General features: G+C 67.0%; 19 protein-coding genes. 8 read left to right on the top strand and 11 right to left on the bottom strand.

The genetic code is table 11. The features are described from left to right. Nucleotides 1–53 precede the first annotated feature (53 nt). The gene (locus GOARA_RS07260) at nt 54–1,394 is read left to right on the top strand and encodes a C4-dicarboxylate transporter DctA (protein WP_007321688.1); all 1,341 of its coding nucleotides are present in this window, start codon (nt 54–56) and stop codon (nt 1,392–1,394) included. 54 nt (nt 1,395–1,448) lie between these two features. On the opposite strand, the gene GOARA_RS07255 is transcribed toward GOARA_RS07260, so the two are convergent. From GOARA_RS07255 to GOARA_RS07240, 4 genes are read right to left on the bottom strand one after another with little or no spacing between them, the layout of a single operon-like run. Then, the gene (locus tag GOARA_RS07255) at nt 1,449–1,922 is read right to left on the bottom strand and encodes a DUF5130 family protein (RefSeq protein ID WP_040522123.1); all 474 of its coding nucleotides are present in this window, start codon (nt 1,920–1,922) and stop codon (nt 1,449–1,451) included. Beyond that, on the bottom strand, nt 1,909–2,166 hold the full coding sequence (gene ctaJ, locus GOARA_RS07250; RefSeq protein WP_007321686.1) for an aa3-type cytochrome oxidase subunit CtaJ: 258 nt from the start codon (nt 2,164–2,166) through the stop codon (nt 1,909–1,911). The genes GOARA_RS07255 and ctaJ overlap by 14 nt, the downstream gene beginning before the upstream one ends. A 39-nt stretch (nt 2,167–2,205) precedes the next feature. Next, nucleotides 2,206–2,808, bottom strand: a complete 603-nt coding sequence (locus GOARA_RS07245; protein ID WP_007321685.1) for a TetR/AcrR family transcriptional regulator — start codon at nt 2,806–2,808, stop codon at nt 2,206–2,208. A gap of 23 nt (nt 2,809–2,831) precedes the next feature. Next, the gene (locus tag GOARA_RS07240; RefSeq protein WP_007321684.1) at nt 2,832–3,098 is read right to left on the bottom strand and encodes a helix-turn-helix domain-containing protein; all 267 of its coding nucleotides are present in this window, start codon (nt 3,096–3,098) and stop codon (nt 2,832–2,834) included. Between the two features lie 146 nt (nt 3,099–3,244). Between GOARA_RS07240 and GOARA_RS07235 the strand changes: the two genes are divergently transcribed. Genes GOARA_RS07235 through GOARA_RS07225 form a run of 3 tightly spaced genes read left to right on the top strand, consistent with a single transcriptional unit; the run spans nt 3,245 to nt 6,033 of the window. After that, nucleotides 3,245–4,618: a flavin-containing monooxygenase gene (locus tag GOARA_RS07235; RefSeq protein WP_040522120.1), complete on the top strand. Its 1,374-nt coding sequence runs from the start codon at nt 3,245–3,247 to the stop codon at nt 4,616–4,618. Beyond that, a complete protein-coding gene (locus GOARA_RS07230) occupies nt 4,615–5,568 on the top strand; it encodes an alpha/beta hydrolase (RefSeq protein ID WP_007321682.1) in 954 nt (317 codons plus the stop codon). Before GOARA_RS07235 ends, GOARA_RS07230 begins: the two co-directional genes overlap by 4 nt. A 54-nt stretch (nt 5,569–5,622) precedes the next feature. Continuing rightward, entirely contained in the window at nt 5,623–6,033 is a 411-nt protein-coding gene (locus GOARA_RS07225; RefSeq protein WP_138947586.1) for a hypothetical protein, read from the top strand. Nucleotides 6,034–6,053: 20 nt separating this feature from the next. Here the strand turns inward: GOARA_RS07225 and GOARA_RS07220 are convergent, their stop codons facing one another. Next, nucleotides 6,054–6,611 (bottom strand): HNH endonuclease, encoded by a 558-nt coding sequence (locus GOARA_RS07220; protein WP_245548379.1) that lies wholly within the window; start codon nt 6,609–6,611, stop codon nt 6,054–6,056. A gap of 85 nt (nt 6,612–6,696) precedes the next feature. Between GOARA_RS07220 and GOARA_RS07215 the strand changes: the two genes are divergently transcribed. From GOARA_RS07215 to GOARA_RS07205, 3 genes are all read left to right on the top strand, one after another. Continuing rightward, the gene (locus GOARA_RS07215) at nt 6,697–7,080 is read left to right on the top strand and encodes a globin (protein ID WP_007321679.1); all 384 of its coding nucleotides are present in this window, start codon (nt 6,697–6,699) and stop codon (nt 7,078–7,080) included. A gap of 21 nt (nt 7,081–7,101) precedes the next feature. Continuing rightward, entirely contained in the window at nt 7,102–8,802 is a 1,701-nt protein-coding gene (locus GOARA_RS07210) for a glycoside hydrolase family 13 protein (protein ID WP_007321678.1), read from the top strand. A 68-nt stretch (nt 8,803–8,870) separates the two neighbouring features. Beyond that, nucleotides 8,871–10,061 carry a Fic family protein gene (locus GOARA_RS07205; RefSeq protein ID WP_007321677.1) on the top strand — a complete coding sequence of 397 codons (1,191 nt, stop codon included), beginning with the start codon at nt 8,871–8,873 and terminating at the stop codon, nt 10,059–10,061. Here GOARA_RS07205 and GOARA_RS07200 read toward each other — a convergent pair. The 4 genes from GOARA_RS07200 to GOARA_RS07185 all read right to left on the bottom strand — a co-directional run bounded on the left by GOARA_RS07200 (nt 10,058) and on the right by GOARA_RS07185 (nt 16,375). Then, nucleotides 10,058–10,744 carry a DUF8185 domain-containing protein gene (locus GOARA_RS07200; RefSeq protein WP_007321676.1) on the bottom strand — a complete coding sequence of 229 codons (687 nt, stop codon included), beginning with the start codon at nt 10,742–10,744 and terminating at the stop codon, nt 10,058–10,060. The two genes, GOARA_RS07205 and GOARA_RS07200, sit on opposite strands and share 4 nt — an antisense overlap. A gap of 1 nt (nt 10,745) precedes the next feature. Continuing rightward, on the bottom strand, nt 10,746–11,195 hold the full coding sequence (locus GOARA_RS07195) for an acyl-CoA thioesterase (protein WP_007321675.1): 450 nt from the start codon (nt 11,193–11,195) through the stop codon (nt 10,746–10,748). A 107-nt stretch (nt 11,196–11,302) separates the two neighbouring features. Continuing rightward, on the bottom strand, nt 11,303–15,946 hold the full coding sequence (locus tag GOARA_RS07190; protein WP_007321674.1) for an NAD-glutamate dehydrogenase: 4,644 nt from the start codon (nt 15,944–15,946) through the stop codon (nt 11,303–11,305). Nucleotides 15,947–16,009: 63 nt separating this feature from the next. Beyond that, nucleotides 16,010–16,375: a nuclear transport factor 2 family protein gene (locus GOARA_RS07185; RefSeq protein ID WP_040522118.1), complete on the bottom strand. Its 366-nt coding sequence runs from the start codon at nt 16,373–16,375 to the stop codon at nt 16,010–16,012. 70 nt (nt 16,376–16,445) lie between these two features. Here GOARA_RS07185 and GOARA_RS07180 point away from each other — a divergent pair, with 70 nt between their 5' ends. Further along, on the top strand, nt 16,446–17,315 hold the full coding sequence (locus GOARA_RS07180) for a LysR family transcriptional regulator (RefSeq protein WP_007321672.1): 870 nt from the start codon (nt 16,446–16,448) through the stop codon (nt 17,313–17,315). An 8-nt stretch (nt 17,316–17,323) separates the two neighbouring features. Here GOARA_RS07180 and ettA read toward each other — a convergent pair whose 3' ends face one another. Next, on the bottom strand, nt 17,324–19,000 hold the full coding sequence (gene ettA / locus GOARA_RS07175; protein WP_007321671.1) for an energy-dependent translational throttle protein EttA: 1,677 nt from the start codon (nt 18,998–19,000) through the stop codon (nt 17,324–17,326). A 15-nt stretch (nt 19,001–19,015) separates the two neighbouring features. Then, a complete protein-coding gene (locus GOARA_RS07170) occupies nt 19,016–19,624 on the bottom strand; it encodes a hypothetical protein (protein WP_007321670.1) in 609 nt (202 codons plus the stop codon). Between the last annotated feature and the right edge of the window lie 9 nt (nt 19,625–19,633).

The raw sequence follows: 19,633 nt of genomic DNA, 5'->3' as shown, positions 1-19,633 counted from the left end.
ACACGCGTCGGCCCCAGTGGTCGGCCCCGGACTACTCGAAGCCCAGGAGACCAATGGCCACCGACATCGAGCACTTGCCGCCGACTCCGTCCAAGCCGCCGCGCAATCGCACGCATTGGCTTTACATCCTGGTCATCATCGGTGTGTTCGCCGGGATCGCGGTCGGGTTGCTCGCGCCGGCATTCGGGAAAGAAGTGGCCTTCCTCGGCTCGATGTTCGTCAGTCTGATCAAGATGATGATCGCCCCGGTGATCTTCTGCACGATCGTGATCGGCATCGGATCGGTCCGCAAAGCGGCCACCGTCGGCAAGGTCGGCGGCTTGGCTTTCGTTTACTTCTTGGCGATGTCGACGGCCGCACTCGCCATCGGCCTGCTGGTCGGAAACCTGCTGAAGCCGGGAACCGGACTGGATTTCAAGCCGGATCCGGGCAAGGGCGCCGAGCTGGCGGACAAAGCCCACGAGTCGGGCGGCACCATCGACTTCTTGCAGGGGATCATCCCGGACACGCTGGTTTCCGCCTTGACGTCGGGACAGGTGCTGCAAGCGCTGTTCGTCGCCCTTCTCGTCGGTTTCGCGATCCAGGCGCTCGGCAAGGACGGCGAGCCGATCCTGACCGCCGTCAGCTATTTCCAGAAACTGGTCTTCAAGGTGCTGGCCATGGTGCTGTGGACGGCCCCGATCGGTGCCTTCGGCGCGATCGCCGGAGTCGTCTCCCAGACCGGGTGGTCGGCGGTGCGCGAACTCGCCGTCTTCGTCCTCGCCTTCTATGCGACGTGCATCGTGTTCGTGTTCGTCGTACTAGGCCTACTGTTGCGCTTCGTCACCGGGTTCTCGGTGTTCCGGCTCGCCCGGTATCTGGCCCGCGAATACCTGCTGATCGTCGCGACGTCCTCCTCCGAACCCGCACTCCCCTCGCTGATCGCGAAGATGGAGCACATGGGGGTCAACACCTCCACCGTCGGGATCGTGGTGCCGACGGGATACTCCTTCAACCTCGACGGCACGGCCATCTACCTGACGATGGCGTCGCTCTTCGTCGCCGACGCCGCCGGGGACCCGATGTCCTTCGGCGAGCAACTGGGTCTGTTGCTGTTCATGATCATCGCGTCCAAGGGTGCGGCCGGCGTGACCGGAGCGGGTTTGGCGACGCTCGCCGGCGGCCTCCAGGCACATCGTCCCGACCTGCTCGACGGTGTCGCGGTGGTCGTCGGCGTCGACCGGTTCATGTCGGAGGCGCGGGCCCTGACCAACTTCAGCGGCAACGCGGTCGGCACGCTGTTGATCGGCAAGTGGACGCAGACCCTCGACACCGACCGGGCCGACCGCGTGTTGCGGGGCGAGATCCCGTTCGAGCTGAGTCAGGCCGGCACAACCGCGAACACTAGGACCTGAACGACAGAAGACGCCCCCTCATCCGGGGGCGTCTTCTGTTGCGGTTCGATGCGGTTACGGCGCGACCGCGGCGGTGGCCATCACGCGCAGTGCCGAGACCAGGCCGTCGATCAGGTCGCCACGGCGGAACGAGCCGGCCGCGGCGGTGACTCCTAGGGCGGCGACGCGGTCGTTGACACGGCCTGCGACGGCGCTGCCGGAGACGATCGCGATGTCCTTCGAGTTCGGCGAGACCGCGATCAGCGTGCCGTGGGCCGGCTCGGGGGCCTTGAGCAGCACCTCGCGGGCGCTCGCGACCGGGTCCGATCCGAGGTCGCCGAGGTAGACCGAGAAGCGCACGCGCGCACTCTCGGAGCAGTCCTTGAGCGCCTCGTCCAGGGTCATCAGCTGGTCCGGGGTGAACGGGAAACCCGGCACCTCCGCGTCGGGGAACCGGACCGCCGACACGCGCCCGCTGTTGGTCACCACGGTGCCCACGGGCAGATCGCCGACCGGGCTCGCCGGCACTACCTGATCACCACTTGCCATGAGCGGCACCTCCTGCGGTATCGGACTCCTCCGCGTGCGCCGGCAGCGCCATATTCGGCACCTCGGTGGCGGAGAAGAGAATCGGTTCGTGCTCCCAGGGCTGATCGAGCGTGTAGTACTCGGTGTCCTTGTACTTGGTCACGCCGAAGAACGTCAGGTACACCATCGCGAGCACGCACAGGAGCACCGAAATGACCACCAGGACGACTACCGGAATCCCGATGGGGACGATGAGGCTCTCCACGTCTGCCCTCTCTGTTCGGTTGGCTGTGGCTTGAATTTATCAGTGCGCGGGCCGCGACCGTAGCGCGGGGAGAACATAGCGCCGGAAATGTCGCCGAACCGACTCGGGGTCGTCGGCGTCGATGCGGTTGCCCGGAATGCTTCCAAGGCTGATTAGCACCCGGGCCACCCATTCGGCGGCCTCGTCGATATCCGTGTCGGGGTGGATCTCCCCGTCGTCGACAGCAGCCACGAGATAGCGGCGCCAGAAGGCCGCGAGGTCGGGGACCAGCCCGGCGACACCCACTCCGATCGCGGCCGCGAACTCCTCGGGTTCGGCCGTTCGCAGTCGCATCAGGGTGGCGCCGGGATCGTCGTAGGCGCGCCGGCCGATCTGCACTCCCGCCACCAACCGGTTCTCGAAGCCGTCGATCGCGGCGAGTTCAGCGTGGTTTCGCTCCCAGCTCGTCTCGACCATGCGGATCAAGGAGGCGCCAACGAGGGCGTTCTTATCGGGGAAGAGCCGGTACAGCCACGCACGTGAAACCGCCGCCCGTTCCGCGACGGTGCTCATCGTGGTCGCCCGGATGCCTTTGGCCGCGAGCAACTCGTCGGCGACGTCGAGCAACCGCGCACGTGTCGTCTCGGCGTCGGTGCGGGTCATGGCGTCAGGCTAGACGGCTCGGCTCAGGATGCCGAACGCGCCGCGCGAAGCAAATCAGTGACGTCGACCCCCAGCTCGCGACCGAGTGCGATGAGCGTGCCCAGCCGAGGGTTCGCCGGTGTGCCCTTCTTCCGGTCGCTCAATCCGCTTTCCAGCAGTTGCAGGTGGTTCTTGCTGATCCCCACCGCGTTGGCCAATTGCTCTTGGCTGAGCTTCGATTCGATACGCCGCCGTTGGACTTCCACGCCGAGGCGCTTGGCTAGCGCACGTTCGACAGGTGAGGCGGGCACGCATCAACCCTGTTGGCAGAATAGGGTTTTGACGACCTTGCATACATGGTTTTCGTACCTGGTTTACATGGCGGCATCACTTCGGATGCCCGCCCACTTTCCGGCAAGCGGGTAGACACAATCTTGAATCTGTGTACTCTCGGCGCATGGGTACACCTACCGTGGCGGTGATCGGCGCCGGGATCAGCGGCCTGACCTCGTCGAAGATGCTCACCGACTACGACATCGAGCAGACGGTGTTCGAATCCTCGGACCGCATCGGCGGCAACTGGGCGTTCGGAAATCCGAACGGGCACTCCAGCGCGTACCGGTCGTTGCACATCGACACGTCCAAGCACCAACTGTCCTTCCGGGATTTTCCGATGCCGGAGGACTACCCCGACTTCCCGCACCACACGCAGATCAAGCAGTACCTCGAGGACTATGCGCACGCCTTCGACCTCAAGGACAACATCGAGTTCCGCAACGGCGTCGTTCACGCGCAGCGACTGCCCGGGGGCGGCTGGGAACTCGACACCGAGAAGACCGGCAGACGCCGCTTCGACCTCCTCGTCGTCGCCAACGGCCACCACTGGGATCCCCGCTATCCGGACTTTCCCGGCGAGTTCGACGGCATCGAGATGCACGCGCACCACTACATCGACATCACGACGCCGCACGACTTCACCGGCAAGCGCATCCTCGTCGTCGGATTGGGCAACAGCGCGGCCGACATCGCCGTCGAGCTGTCGTCCAAAGCCCTGCAGAACACCCTCACGCTCTCGACGCGCTCGGGCGCGTGGATCGTGCCGAAGTACTACGGCGGCACTCCGGCGGACAAGTTCTACCGAACCTCACCGCACATCCCGCTCAAGTGGCAGCGCAAGTTCCTGCAGATGATGATCCCGATGGCCGGACGACCGGAGAAGTTCGGGCTGCCTACGCCCAACCACAAGTTCTTCGAGGCCCACCCGACGCAGTCGATCGACCTGCCGCTGCGCCTCGGGTCGGGCGACGTGATCCCCAAACCGAACATCAGCCGGCTCGACGGCGACACCGTGCACTTCGACGACGGCACGTCCGACGAGTTCGACATCATCATCTACGCCACCGGCTACAACATCACCTTCCCGTTCTTCGACGAGCAGTTCATCTCGGCCCCGGACAATCGCATCGACCTGTACAAGCGGATGTTCTACCCCGGCATCGACGATCTGGTGTTCCACGGCTTCGCCCAGGCCACGCCGACGCTGTTTCCGTTCGTGGAGGCGCAGGCCCGCCTCATCGGGGCCTACGCGGCCGGCAACTACCGACTCCCCTCGATCGACGAGATGCGCCGGGTGATCGTCGAGGACATGGAGCTGTACACGGGGCACATGCTCGACCGGCCGCGTCACACCCAGCAACTCGACTACTTCCTCTACGAACACAACATGCGAACCAAGGAGATTCCCGACGGTCGAGCGCGCGCGAGACAGCACGGTCCGCCGGCGTGGGCCGGCGTCGCTGGCACGGCGCCTGGCGTGGAGGCGACCGCGTGAGCCCGTCACAAACCGGGCAACGCGACGATTCGGCGGCGGCGGAGGGCGAACGGGCCGACGTCGCGTTCGTCAGCGGAGGCGTGAAGTGCGCAGCATGGTGGTATCCGGTCGATGGCGGGCCCGGCCCCGTCGTCGTCATGGGTCACGGGATCGGAGGGACGAAGGATTCCGGTCTCGACCCGTACGCGAGAGCACTGCAGGCAGCCGGGTTCGCCGTGTTCGCGTTCGACTACCGGTGCTTCGGCGAATCGGAAGGCCAGCCCCGGCAACGGGTTTCGATGAGGAACCAGATCGCCGACTACCACGCGGCCTGCGAAGCCGCCGCACGACAGCCCGGCGCCGACCCGAGATCGATTGTGCTGTGGGGCGTCTCGCAGTCCGGCGGCCACGTGTTCGAGGTGGCGGCGAGTCGCAACGACGTGGTCGCGGTGATCGCCCTCGTCCCGATGGTCAACGGGCTCGCCGCGGCCAGGCACGCCCTTCCCCACCATTCCGCTAGGAGTCTGCTGCGCTCGACGGCGACCGGTTGGCGCAGTTCGGCCCGGCAGCTCGCGGGAAAGGAACCCGCGACGATTCCCATCGTCGCCCGACCCGGCGAGTTCGGCGCGCTCACCGCCGCGGGCTATTTCGAGGCGGCCACGGCAATGGCCGGGCCATCCTGGCGCAACGAGGTCGACGCCACCATCGGAACCGAGCTCGCGTCCTACCGGCCGGCGAAGTACGCCGGCCAGATCACGGCTCCGATGCTCGTCCAGATCGCCGACCTCGACCAGGGCGCGCCACCGCAGTCGGCCGCGAAAGCGGCGTTCGCCGCCCGGGCCGAAGTACGGCACTACCCGTGCGATCATTTCGACGTGTTCGCGGACGTCGACGGAACCAACTGGTTCGACCGCTGCGCGGAGCACCAGATCGCCTTTCTGCGACGACACCTTGCGCCGCCATCGGGCTGATCTCCTCCCCGGGACGGATGCCTTGGCGAGCCGATGTGCGGTGTACTTGGCGACATGACGATGAGAACCACCGCCAGAAGCGTCCTTGTCCCGACCGTGCTGTGGGTGTTCGGCGTCTACTGCGCCGTTCTCGGCGCCTGGCAGATCATCTCGCCCGGGAGCTTCTTCGAACTGGTCGGGCCGTTCGGCGGACGCAACGACCACTACATCCGGGACGCGGCCACCTTCGAGCTCGCCAACGCGGTCCTATTGCTGGGGGCGCTGCGGTGGCACTCATGGCGAACGGCAGCCCTCGTGTTCACGGCCGCCCGGTTCGGGATGCACACGCTCAACCACCTGTGGGACATCGGTCAGGCCGACCCCTACTGGGTCGGAGTCGTCGACTTCGTCTTTCTCGCCATCTCGACAGCATGGCTCGTCGTCGCACTGCTCATCACCCGATCGGATCGCCAGCAGACGTCTTGATTCCCGCGCCGGACCCAAGGTCAAGCCGCCAGGTACTGCTCCCACACCGGATCGATGTCGGAGACGGTCGCGAGCAACCGCCAGTGTCGGCCCTTCGGAGCCACCGGCTGACGATTCAGCGACCACCCCAGTTCGTGGAGCATCCGGTCGGCCTTCCGCCGATTGCACGGCGCGCAGCACGCCACGCAGTTGTCCCAGGTGTTCTGGCCGCCGCGGCTGCGCGGCACCACGTGGTCGATCGTCGTCGCGCGTGAACCGCAGTAGACGCAGCGCGACGCATCTCGACGCATGAGTGCCGCCCGCGTCATCGGGATCTGCGCGCGATACGGCACGCGCACGAAGTGGCGCAACCGGATCACCGACGGCACGGGAACCGCGAGCTGCTCGGAGTGCGCGATCGCGTGGTCCTCATCCTCGTGCACGGTCTCGGCGCGGCCGGTGATCGTCAGGACGATGGCCCTTCGCGTCGAGACGACGGTGAGCGGCTCGTAGGTGGCGTTCAACAGCAGCACCCGCTGCCGTTGCCAAGAGATACCGATCACAGAGACCAGACAACCATGGACCGAGCGTTCTCGCACACCAATTGTCGCGTGTCGCCGCAGGTACAACGGGTGAACGCCGCCCGACCAGAGCGTGGCGACGGGGAACGTGGACAATGGACGCGTGCCCAGTTTCTATGACGAAGTGGGTGGCCACGCCACCTTCGAGGCGATCACCAGACGGTTCTACGAGGAGGTCGCGCGCGACGAGGTATTGCGCCCGATGTACCCCGAGGAAGACCTCGGCCCGGCGGAACGGCGTCTGCGCATGTTTCTCGAACAGTATTGGGGCGGCCCGCACGCCTACTCCGACGAACGCGGCCATCCACGGTTGCGAATGCGTCACGTCCCGTACCACATCGGGCCCATCGAACGAGACGCGTGGCTACGCTGCATGGAAACGGCCGTCGCAGACATTCCCTCCGACGTGCTCGACGACAATCATCGCAAGGCGCTGCTCGATTACCTGAACATGGCAGCGAACTCGCTGGTGAACGCCGCGTTCTAACCGAAGGGATCCGCTGTAACGATGAGCCAGACGCGCAATGTCGTGCGGTCGGCTGCTGCCAGCCCCACACCGAACATCGTTCGTTCCACCCGCGCGTCGACGACCCGGCCCAACACTCAGCTGGCCCCCGACGATCTGGACTGGTGGCGCCACGCCGTCGTCTACCAGATCTATCCGAGGTCCTTCGCCGACTCCGACGGCGACGGGGTCGGCGATCTGGGCGGGATCATCAACAAGATCGGCCATCTCGAACTACTCGGCGTCGACGCGATCTGGCTGTCGCCGGTGATGCGCTCCCCGATGGCCGACCACGGCTACGACGTGTCGGATCCTCGCGCTATCGACCCGATGTTCGGGGACATCGCCACCTTCGACCGCCTGGTCACCGAGGCTCACGCCCGCGATATCCGCGTGGCGATGGATCTGGTGCCCAACCACACCAGCGTCGAGCACCCGTGGTTCATCGAGGCGCTATCGGCCGCTCCGGGCAGTCCCGAGCGTTCGAGGTATCTGTTCCGCGACGGTCGCGGCGCCGACGGCTCGCAGCCGCCCAACAACTGGGTGAGCGTGTTCGGCGGACCCGCATGGTCGCGTATCACGGAGCCCGACGGGACACCCGGACAGTGGTACCTGCACCTGTTCGCGCCCGAGCAGCCCGATCTGAACTTCGAGAACCCCGAGGTCGTCGAGGATCTCGAACGGACGCTGCGCTTCTGGCTCGACCGCGGCGTGGACGGATTCCGGATCGATGTGGCCCACGGTTTGGCCAAGGCGCCCGGCCTGCCGGATATGGATCTCGACGCCGCGCAGGTCCTGCGGCACACCGACGCCGACCCGCGGTTCAACAACCCTCAGGTCCATCCGATTCACCGTCGGATCCGTGCCGTCGTCGACGAATACCCCGGTGCCTTCACCGTTGGCGAGATCTGGGTCGACGACAACGCACAGTTCTCCGCCTATCTCCGTCCCGACGAACTGCACCTCGGATTCAACTTCCGACTGGCCATGGCCGCGTTCACCGTCGACGAGATCCGTGGTGCGATCGAGAACTCGCTGACCGCCGTCGCCGCCGTCGGCGCACCCCCGACCTGGGCGCTGTCCAACCACGACGTGTTCCGGGAGGTCACCCGCTACGCTCCGGACGACTCCCCCGCCGGTATCGCTACGGGCGTCGACCGGGCACGCGCGATGCTGCTCGTCGCACTCGCCCTGCCGGGCACGACCTTCATCTACAACGGCGCCGAGCTGGGTTTGCCCAACGTCGATCTTCCCGACGAAGCACTGCAGGATCCCGTCTGGGAGCGCTCCGGTCGGACCGCGCGCGGCCGGGACGGATGCCGCATCCCGATCCCGTGGGAGGGCGACGCCCCGCCCTTCGGGTTCAGCAGCAACCCGGACACGTGGTTACCGATGCCGTCCGACTGGGCCGATCTGACCGTCGAGAAGCAGCTCGAGGACGTGTACTCGACCCTCGCCCTCTACCGGCGGGCCATCGAACTGCGCTACCACCGGCGGGAATTCCGCGGTGACACCATCGAGTGGTACGGCGCCCCCAAGGGCTGTCTAGCTTTCCGGCGAGCGGAGGGGCACCTGGTCTGCGCCCTCAACACGGGTACCGATCCCGTGTCCCTGCCGCCGGGCGAAGTGCTGCTGGTCAGCAAGCCGCTCGTCGACGGTCGGTTGCCGGGCGACTCTGCGGCATGGCTGGTGGCGCACCGCTGACGCCGGCAAACTGTCCTGAAATCCTATTTCTCACTTAAATGCGATAAAGTAGAAATAGGAGGTGCGCCATGGTCACCTACGTTGAACGGTCCTGGCAACCGGCCGATACCGGCGGCCTGTCCCGCCGCGACCGCCAGCCGGGCCGATATCGGGCGTTCGTCCCCGACGAACTCGGCCGGGAACTGCCCGCGCTCGGCATCCGGGCAGCCGACGCGGCGGCCGACGCACTCGCCGTTCTGGCGCGCGCCGACGAACGGATCGGTGTCGGGGGCTATCTCAACCACCTGCTGGTGCGCTCGGAGAGCATCTCGTCGTCGTGGATCGAGGGCAACCGCATCAGCCCCAAGCGGCTGGCCGTTGCCGAAGTGCTGAACCAGGGCAGTCGGACCGCGCTGGATGTCGTGGCGAATGTGCGCGCAACCGAAGAGGCCATCATCGGATTGTCCGACCCGGGACGCCCCATCGTCACCGCGGACATCGAGCACCTCCAGCACGTCATCGAACCCCGTCTCCCCGCCGGGCTGCGGACCGAGCAGAACTGGGTCGGAGGTCCGGGATGGAGTCCGTTGCGGGCCGACTTCGTCCCGCCGCCAGAGACCGAGGTGCGTCGCCTGGTCGACGACGTGACCGGCTTCGCCAGTGCGACGTCGGGCAATCCGGTGGTCCGGGCGGCGATCGCCCACGCCCAGTTCGAGACGATCCACCCGTTCATCGACGGCAACGGCCGGACCGGCCGGGCACTGATTCATCCGATCCTGCGTCGCGCCGACGCGGTGCGTAACACGCTGATTCCGATCAGCGGGGTCTTCGCCGCCGATCCCGACAGCTACATCGCGGGACTGACCGCATTCCGCGAAGGCGATCTCGACGAGTGGGTTATCGGGTTCGCGCATGCCGCGGAGGTCGCAGCAGGCGACGCCATCCGACTCGCTGCCCAGATCGCCGAACTGGACCAGCGTTGCCTGGCCGAGGTGGTCGATCACCGTCGCGAACTCGGCACCTCGCCTGCTGCGCCTCGTGCCGACTCACTGATCCTGAAGATCCTCTCCGGTCTCGCCGCGAATCCGGAGCTGACCGCGGAACTGGCCACCGCGCGGTTCGGCGGCTCGCCGGCAGCAGCACACCGGGCGCTCACCGGACTGGCCGACGCCGGGATCCTCAAGCGCGTGAAAGACCCCAAGGGGCGCCTGGTGTGTTGGACCGCCGACCGATACCTCGAACTGATCGACTGGAGCCGGTCCGGCGGTGGAATCCACTAGAGGACCGTCACGGCGAACTGATCGCCGCGACGCTGGTAGACGGCACCGAAGCGGGCATCGAGCCGAATCCACGTGCCACTGGCCCGGACGCGCACCGGCTCGTCGTCGTCGATGTCGTCCAACGTCGATGACTCGCTGATCGCGCGCCCGTTGCGGTCGCGGGCGAATCCCATTCCGGTCAGCGCGAACAACGACCGGAGCGCGACTCCGACGGAGGTATCGCCGGAATGATCGGCAACCTCGAGAACCACCTGGTCGAGCAGCGACGTCGCCGGACCGTGCCCGCCGATCGGTTCTTTGGCCAGCGCGGCACCGCGCTGGGCCAGATCGACGATGGTGCGCAGCGGCACGTCGTCGACCTGACGGTAACCCGACTGCGGCGGCAGAGCGCCGCGCCACGCACTGTCGAGCGCGAAGCCCGGATCAATACTCAGCGCGCCCGACCCGGCCGCGCCGCCGAGCGTGCGGGCATCGCACACGACGTCACCCGGCGTGAGCGATCCGAATACCGCCCGAGTCGCCAGCACTTCGAATCCCGTTGTGCCCCATAGACCCACGAGCCCGTCGTCGCGTTGCTGCAGCCGCACTACGGCCGCCTCGTCCAGCCGCAGCAGGCGCGCGGTGAAGGCAGCGACATCGGCGGCATCCGACGCCGAGGCGAGGGTCAGCTCCCTGTCGCCCATCTCACGCCTCGCGAAGGAACTCGCGCAGGTAGTCCTTCTCCTCGTCGGTCATCCGCCGCGGCCGTTGGGAGTCGATGCTGAATGACGCCAGGTGCGTCGTCGCGACGACCGAGGGCTTGGACTCGGGATCCGCCCCGGCCGGACGCACCTCGTACCCGACGACGAAGTCGACGGACCGCAACTTCTCGACGAACATCGTGACCTCGATCGGCGACTGGTCGTGCCGAAGCTGGCCCTGGTACTTCACATGCAGGTCGACGACGACGCAACCTTCGCGCAACTGGGCGGTCGGCCGCTCGTCGTAGAACAACCACGGGATCCTCGCCTCTTCGAGAAGAGTCACCATGCGCGCGTGGTTGATGTGCTGGAACACGTCCATGTCCGACCATCGCACCGGAACCTTGACCACGTAGCCCCGGTCGGTCCTGGTTCCCTCCTCGGGAATCGCCATCGCGCATGCCTCTCGTTTCGACTCACTCGTTCCGTGGCCATTGTCGCACTGGGCACGCTCGGCGAAATTCTGGGCACGGTCGGCGGGAATGTGGGCACGATCGGCGGCTAGACGGCGATGCTGCGCAGCGCACGGGCCGCCACGGATAGCGAAGCGAAGTCGACCTCGCCCAGCTCCCGCACCTGCGCGACGGTGGTCTGCACGCGAGCCAGCCGAGCAGCGTTGCGCAACTCCCAGTCGGCGATCTGCCCCTGCGGCGACTCGTCCGGATCGCCGTGGGCGAGGATGGTCTGCGTCAGGGTCCGCAGCACACCGTGCAGGTCGTCACGGATGGCCAGGCGCGCCATCACCTGCCATCGGTCTCGAGCGCTCAGTTCGGTAACCGCCGTCAGCAGCTGTTCGACGGCGAGTCGTTCGCACAATGCCCAGTACACGCGTCCGACGACCTCGGGATCGCGGTCGGTGATCTCCGCGACGTCGACGATGTCGAGCAGGGCGAAGCTGTGCAGGATCAGCGCCACCGAACGGGCCAGGCCGGGCTCCACCCCGTGTTCGGCCAGCCGCCGCGACCGCGCGTCGACGTCGTGTCGTGACGCCGCTCCCAGCCAGCCGTACAACTCGCCTCGAAGGTCGGCAACGCGCTCGCGGTAGCGCGCCACCTCCGCAGCGAGCGCGAGGGGCTGCGGACGCGTCGCGAGGAACCACCGCGACGCCCGGAACAGCAGGCGCCGGGAATAGTAGAGCATGTCGTCGATGACTGCCGTTGGTACCGCCGACGCCACGGCGCGCAACCACAGCGGCAACAGATCGAACACATCGGTCACGACGACGAAGGCGCGCACCGCGTCGACCGTCCCGGCCGCACTGCCCTCACCCAGGCGGAACACGTGCGACAGGCCGCCGAGGTCGACCACGTCGTTGACGATGCTCGTCGTGATGATCTCCCGCCGCAGGCGGTGACCGTGGAGTTCCTCGGGGAACCGTTCGACCACGGCCGATGGAAAGTAGTCGCGAAGCCGGCCGGTGAACAGGTCGTTGTCGGGCAGGTCGGACTCCAGCAGGTCCGCTTTGAGGCCCAGCTTCACGTGGGCCATCAGCGTTGCTAGCTCCGGCGAGGTCAGCGCACGGGCACGACCGGCCGCCGCGGTCGACGCGAAACGCGCCTGTAGCTGCTCCGGAGTCGGCAAACCTTCGAGGGCGAGGTCGATGTGCCGGCGCTGCGCGAGGTCGTCGAGCATCCGCATATGCGTGTCGATGTAGCGCGAGGCCTGCGTCCGCTCGAAGCCGAGCTCGTTGTTCTGGGCGGTATTGTCGGCCAGGACCGCGGCCGCGACATCGTCGGTCAGCGACGCGAGTAGTCCGGCTCGGTCGTTGGCGGCCAGCGCGCCGGAGGCTACGGCCGCCTGCAGCAAGATCTTGACGTTGACCTCGTGATCGGAACAGTCGACCCCGGCCGAGTTGTCCAGCGCGTCGGTGTTGATCGCCACCTCGTGCAGGTCGGCCTCGATGCGCCCCTGCTCGGTGACGCCAAGATTGCCGCCCTCGCCGACCACGGTGACCCGCAGCCGATTGGCATCGACGCGCACCGCGTCATTCGCCTTGTCGCCCACCTCCGCGTTCGTCTGCGTCGAGGCCTTGACGTAGGTCCCGATCCCGCCGTTCCACAACAGATCGACGGGCGCCAGCAGGATGGCCCGGATCAGCTCGGGGGGCGAGAGCTCGGTGATGCCGTCGTCGATCGCCAGCGCCGCACGCACCTCGTCGGTGACCGGGATGGACTTGCGGTCACGCCCGAAAACACCGCCACCGGGACTGATCAAGGACCGGTCGTAGTCCTCCCACGAGGATCGGGGCAGTTCGAACAGCCGCTGCCGCTCGGCGAAGGACGAGGCGGCATCGGGATCGGGGTCGAGGAAGATGTGGCGGTGGTCGAAGGCGCCGACGAGACGGATGTGTTCTGACCGAAGCATGCCGTTGCCGAAGACGTCACCGCTCATGTCGCCGATCCCGACGACGGTAATGTCGTGGAGCTGGGGGTCGACGCCCTGCTCGGCGAAATGGCGCTGCACCGAGATCCAGGCGCCCCGCGCGGTGATGCCCATCGCTTTATGGTCGTAGCCCACCGAACCGCCGGACGCGAAGGCGTCGCCGAGCCAGAAACCGTAGTCGGCGGCAACCGCGTTCGCGTCGTCGGAGAAGGTCGCCGTGCCTTTGTCGGCGGCCACCACCAGATACGGGTCGTCGCCGTCGCGACGCACCACGCGCGGAGGGGCGAGCACGTCGCCGGTCGTCGGATCGACGTTGTCGGTGACGTCGAGCAGCGCCGCGATGAACTCGCGGTAGCGCGCCACCACGCTCTCTCGGCCGGGGGCACTCGCCTCTTTCACGACGAAGCCGCCCTTCGCGCCGAGCGGCACGATGACCGCGTTCTTGACCGACTGCGCCTTCACCAGCCCGAGAATCTCGGTGCGGTAGTCCTCGCGCCGGTCCGACCAGCGCAGGCCGCCGCGCGCGACCGTGCCGAACCGCAGGTGGACGCCCTCGACGCGAGGCGAATACACGAAGAGTTCGAAACGGGGGCGCGGGGCCGGCGCCAACGGGATCTGCGGCGGCGCGAGCTTCAAGACCAGTGCGCGCCGGACATCGCGCGAATAGTCATGTGTCACATACGCGTTCGTGCGGAGGGTAGCGAGAACCGCGGACCGGAACGCCGAGATCACCCGGTCCGCGTCGAGACTGAGCACTTCGGCCGACACCGCGTGGAGGCGGTCGGCCGCCGATACCCGGCGCTCGTCGTCGGCCCGGTCGGGGTCGAAGGTCGCCTCGAACAGCGCGAGCAACGCAGCGGTGACCGTGCGGTGCTTGGCCAGAACCTCGGCGACATAGGCCGACCGATAGGCGAATCCGCATTGACGCAGATACCGGTGGTAGACGCGCAACACGACCACTTGTCGCCACGTGAGGGCGGAACTCAGCACCAGGGCATTGAAGGCGTCGAGCTCGGCGTCGCCGCGCCAGATCGCCTCGAATGCCTCGATCAGTCGTTGCGTGCGAGCCTCGTCGGGATCGTCGGATCCGTTCGCGGGCAGGTCGACGTCGAATTCGTAGGCCCAGCACGTCACACCGTCGGGCCGCTCGATCTGGAATGCCTGCTCCTCTGCCACCCGAACGCCGAGACTGTCGAACACCGGCAGAAGGTCGGTCAGATCCGCCGATCCGCCGCACAGGTAGAGCACGACGGTGTGGGCGTCGGGTGCGGTAACCGCCACATCTCCAGGCGACATGGATCGCCACTGAACGAGATCGCTGTACGCGCGCGCCGGATCGCGCAGCTCTTGATAGCCGAGAGGCACGGTCGACGCGAACCGGAGAAGGTCGGCCGCGTCGACTCCCTCGGCGACGTGGTCGGCGAGCCGTTCCTCCCACGTCAGGATGAGTCGGCCCAGACGGTCCTGCAGGGCTTGCCGACGCGCTCCGCCGGTGGCGTAGGCGCCCGCCTCCACATCATCGGGGTCGATTCGCATCAGCACGTGGAGCAACGCGCGTGGACCCTCGCCGACGTGCCCGGTGTACTCCACCTGGGATCCACCGAGGTCGGCGGCCAACTCCTCCTGCAGTCGCAGACGTGTCGCGGTGTTGTAGCGCTCGCGCGGCAGGTAGACGAGCGCGGCCGCGGTCTGCGTCGATGGGCTGACCCGCACGAACACATCCAGCGTCGTGGACGTCGACGAGTCGGCCAGCTCGCTCATCTGCCGGTCTAACTCGTCCTTCGGCGTCGCGAACAGCTCCGCCAACGGGTATCCCTGCAGGTAGGCCGTCATCTCCTCGCCGACGAACGAGTCCACGTCGACGCCCGCGTCGTCGAATACCTCGCTAACGGTTCGGCGCACCACGGGAACGTCGAGGACGGACTGACTCAGACCGGCCGTGCTCAGCAGACCGACGAAACAGTGCAGCGCGTCGTCGGTCCGGAGATTGACCACGACCGGAAAGTCGGTGCGCACGACGCCGGTCGGCAGGAAGCTCCGGGCGAGGATCGGCGCCTGGGCACGGTCGGCGAGATTCTGGGCACGGTCGGCGAGATTGTGGGCACGGTCGGCGGGAATCTGGGCACGGTCGGCGGTGTCGGCACGGCAGATCCCGCGGCGGACGTCCACCTCGGCTTCGCTGCCGGCCCATTGGCCCAGCGGAACGAAGTTGCCCGCAGCCAGCCAGCGCAGCAATGCCGCTGTCTCCGGCTCGTGGACTGCGGGGTCGTCGAACTCGTCGGCGAGCAGACCGAGTGCCGTGATCATGGCAGCACGGTCCGTATCGACGGCGGCGACGCGTTCCAGCGACGTCATGATGGCATCGCGGAGCACCGTGCCGGCCTCCGCGTCGTCGGGCGTTCCCGTCGTGCGCCCGCGCAGACAGATCCACGATTCGTCGCCGGCACCGGAGCGGGGCGCGATCGCGATCAGATCACCGTCGACGTCCCTGCTCACCGACACAACCGGATGGTTGATGGACTCGACTCGCACCCCGGCGCTGTCGGCGGCGGCCAGCACCGCCTCGACGATCATCGGCATGTCGTCATTGACGACCACCGCGGTCAGTTGGCCCGATCGCGCCGAGACGTCGATCTTCGGTTCCCCATCGGGGCGGCGGCGGCCTTGCTCATCGAGATCGGTCAGGTCGTTCTCGACGACCCGCGCGCCGGTGGCGAGCAGCGCCGCTCGGACATCGGCGGAAACCAACCCTGACGCGGCCACAACCCGATGGTAGTGAGTTACCGACGAGATCAGTGCGACCGACGCCCGAGCAACCGGGCCGGATCAGCCGTCGAGGATCGGGCGCGGGTCGAAGGTGACTCGAACCGCGACGATGCGGCCGTCGACGACATGAGTCCAATTGGCGACCTGCACGGGTTCCTTGTCGGCGATACGCAGCGTGGACCACGTCACGACGTCGGAGTCGTCGGCCAGCCGCAATTCGACGTCATTGGACGTTGTCGCCGCGAACATCCCGGCCAATCCGTCGATGAATTCATCGGGTCCGCGCGTCGAGCCGAGCGCGCCGTCGAACGTCACGTCGGGTGCCAGGTACGCGCGCAGCGGCTCGGGGTCGCCGGCGGCCCAGCAGGCGAAGTAGCGCTCGTGGAGTTCGCGGGGTGTCATCGTGGGGCCTGTTGTCGTTGTCATGTGTCCATCGTCCGGCCGGAGTACCCATATGTACAACAGCTAGTTCCGATGTCATCTAGCATTAGTGCGTATGGAAATGCATCAGCTGCGCTACGCCGCCGAGGTGGCACGGCAGGGTTCCTTCACGGCGGCGGCCACCGCCTTGCACGTCAGTCAATCAGGTGTATCGGCGCAGGTGGCGAAGCTCGAACGCGAGCTTGGACACCGCCTGTTCGACCGGCACCCCCGGCTGGCGACTCCCACTGCCGAAGGGGCTGCGCTGCTAACGGCGATCTCGGGGGCGCTCGAGGCGGTCGATCGCATCCGTACCGTCGCCGACGATCTCGCCGGCATCACACGCGGCGCGGTCCGTGTCGGCACGGTCATCGGGTGCACCATCCCGGGCTACCTCGCCGGCTTCGCCGAGTTCCGCACCGCGCATCCCGGGGTCGAAGTGCGGGCCGTCGAGGGCAACTCCGCGGACCTCGTCGACGGACTACTCGCCGGCGATCTCGACGTCGCGCTGGTGGCGCACGCCGACCCACTCCCGGACAGCCTGGAGGCGTACACGTTTGTCGACGAGCCGCTCGCCATCGTCGCGGCGCCAGGACATCCCCTCGCGAGCAGATCGTCGATCACCGTCGACGATCTCGCCGAGTTCGACGTCATCACCCTGCCGGCCGGAACCGGAATTCGCTCCGCCCTGGAAAAGACTTGCGCCGCAGCGGGAATCGAATGTCGTCCGGCCGTGGAGGTTCACTCCCCCGAAACCGCACTCGCCCTGGCGCGTCGCGGCGCCGGCGTCGCCGTTCTCTCGACGTCGATGCTTCACAGCGACGCGGGCTTGACCGCTATCGGCCTGGCCGACTCCGCACCCAACGCGCTGTCGCTGGTGACGCGGAACGCGCCGGGCGCCGCGGCCCGAGCCCTCGCCCGGACCCTGCGCGCCCGGCTCGGATAGCCGGTGGTTCAGTCGCGGGTGAGCTTGCGGTGCGTGACGCGGTGCGGACGCGCCGCCTCTGCCCCGAGCCGCTCGACCTTGTTGGCCTCGTAGGCCTCGAAGTTGCCCTCGAACCAGAACCACTTGCCCTCTTCGACGTTGCCCTCCCACGCCAGGATGTGAGTACAGGTGCGGTCGAGGAACCAGCGGTCGTGCGAGATGACCACGGCGCAGCCGGGGAACTGCTCGAGCGCATTCTCCAGCGACGACAACGTCTCGACGTCGAGGTCGTTGGTCGGCTCGTCCAGCAGGATCAGATTGCCGCCCTCTTTGAGGGTCAACGCGAGATTCAGTCGGTTGCGCTCGCCTCCGGAGAGGACTTCGGCCGGCTTCTGCTGGTCGGCGCCCTTGAAGCCGAACGCGCTGACGTACGCGCGCGACGGCATCTCGTTCTGGCCCACCTCGATGTAGTCCAGGCCGTCGGAGACGACCTCCCACACCGACTTCTTCGGGTCGATGTTGGCGCGGTTCTGGTCGACGTAGGAGAGCTTGACCGTGTCGCCGACCTTCACCGTGCCCGAATCCGGCTCCTCCAGCCCGACGATGGTCTTGAACAGGGTCGTCTTACCGACACCGTTGGGGCCGATCACGCCGACGATGCCGTTGCGCGGCAGCGTGAAGCTCAGATCCTTGATCAGCACCCGGCCATCGAAGCCCTTGTCGAGGTTGTGGACCTCGACCACGATGTCGCCCAGTCGGGGCGGCGTCGGAATCTGGATCTCCTCGAAGTCGAGCTTGCGGTGCTTCTCGGCCTCCGCGGCCATCTCCTCGTAGCGGGCCAGGCGCGCCTTGTTCTTGGTCTGCCGCGCCTTCGCGCCCGAACGGACCCAGGCCAGCTCCTCTTTCAGTCGCTTCTGCAGCTTCTGATCCTTCTTGCCCTGGACCTCCAGGCGCTCAGCCTTCTTCTCCAGGTAGGTCGAGTAGTTGCCCTCGTACGGATGCAGCTTGCCGCGGTCGACCTCGCAGATCCACTGCGCGACGTGGTCGAGGAAGTAGCGGTCGTGCGTCACGGCGAGCACGGCACCGGGGTAATTCGCGAGGAACTGCTCCAGCCACAGCACCGACTCGGCGTCGAGGTGGTTGGTGGGCTCGTCGAGCAGCAGCAGGTCGGGCTTGCTCAACAGCAGCTTGCACAGCGCGACACGGCGGCGCTCGCCCCCGGAGAGGTGGGTGACCGGCGAGTCGCCGGGCGGACAGCGCAGCGCGTCCATCGCCTGCTCGAGCTGGGAATCGAGATCCCAGGCGTCGGCGGCGTCGAGGGCCTCCTGCAGCTGGCCCATCTCCTCCATCAGCTCGTCGGAGTAGTCGGTGGCCATCAGCTCGGCGACCTCGTTGTAACGCTTGAGCTTGACCATCACCTCGCCCATGCCCTGTTCGACGTTCTCTTTGACGGTCTTGTCCTCGTCGAGCGGCGGCTCCTGGAGAAGGATGCCGACGGTGGCGTCCGGATCGAGGAAGGCCTCGCCGTTGCTCGGCTGGTCGAGTCCGGCCATGATCTTGAGGATCGACGACTTACCCGCGCCGTTCGGACCGACGACGCCGATCTTCGCGCCCGGGTAGAACGACATCGTGACGTTGTCGAGAATGACCTTGTCACCGTGCGCTTTGCGCACGTTCTTCATGGTGTAGATGAATTCGCCAGCCAACGGATAGTCCTCTTCTCACAAGCGCCTGGGCACAACAGCACTCCAGTGTAGAGACCGCCGACGACGCACGAACACCACACCGATCAGGACGGCACATGCGACGAACTGATATGCGGCGAACGCCCATTCCTGCATCGCCCACGACCCAACGGTCAGCAACGTGATGACCGCGCCGATCGCCACCAACACGAAGAACTCGATGCGCTCCGAAGACGGGTCGGCCCACGCCTTCTTCAAAGTCGGGAGCAGCGCGACGCCGTCCGCGGCGATCGCGAGCAGCACGGCCGCCGGCGCTTTCCCCAAACCGCCCCAGACGAGAACGGCACAGCCAGCGATGCCCGCGCAAGCGAAGTCGAACGTGCCGAGCCGAACGCGAGAGTGCCGCGTCGTGACCGCTATCGCGACGACTATCGCCGGACCGACGGCCGCCGAAAGAGTCATGACGGCCGGCAGACCGACACCGGAAGCCAGTTGAGCCAAGAACGCCACCGCGGGGACGGCGGCCCATAACGTCCAAGTGACCAGATTCGGACGCGCGGCACCGATTGCCGTGGCACGGGCATAGGTGATGCTCCCGATCAGACTGAGTGCCGCCGCTACGAACACCCATCGCGGGTCGAGCACGCAGCCTCC

Source organism: Gordonia araii NBRC 100433, from assembly GCF_000241265.1.
In the GTDB taxonomy this organism is placed as follows: Bacteria; Actinomycetota; Actinomycetes; order Mycobacteriales; family Mycobacteriaceae; genus Gordonia; species Gordonia araii.
This window is presented reverse-complemented; position numbering and strand designations above follow the sequence as displayed.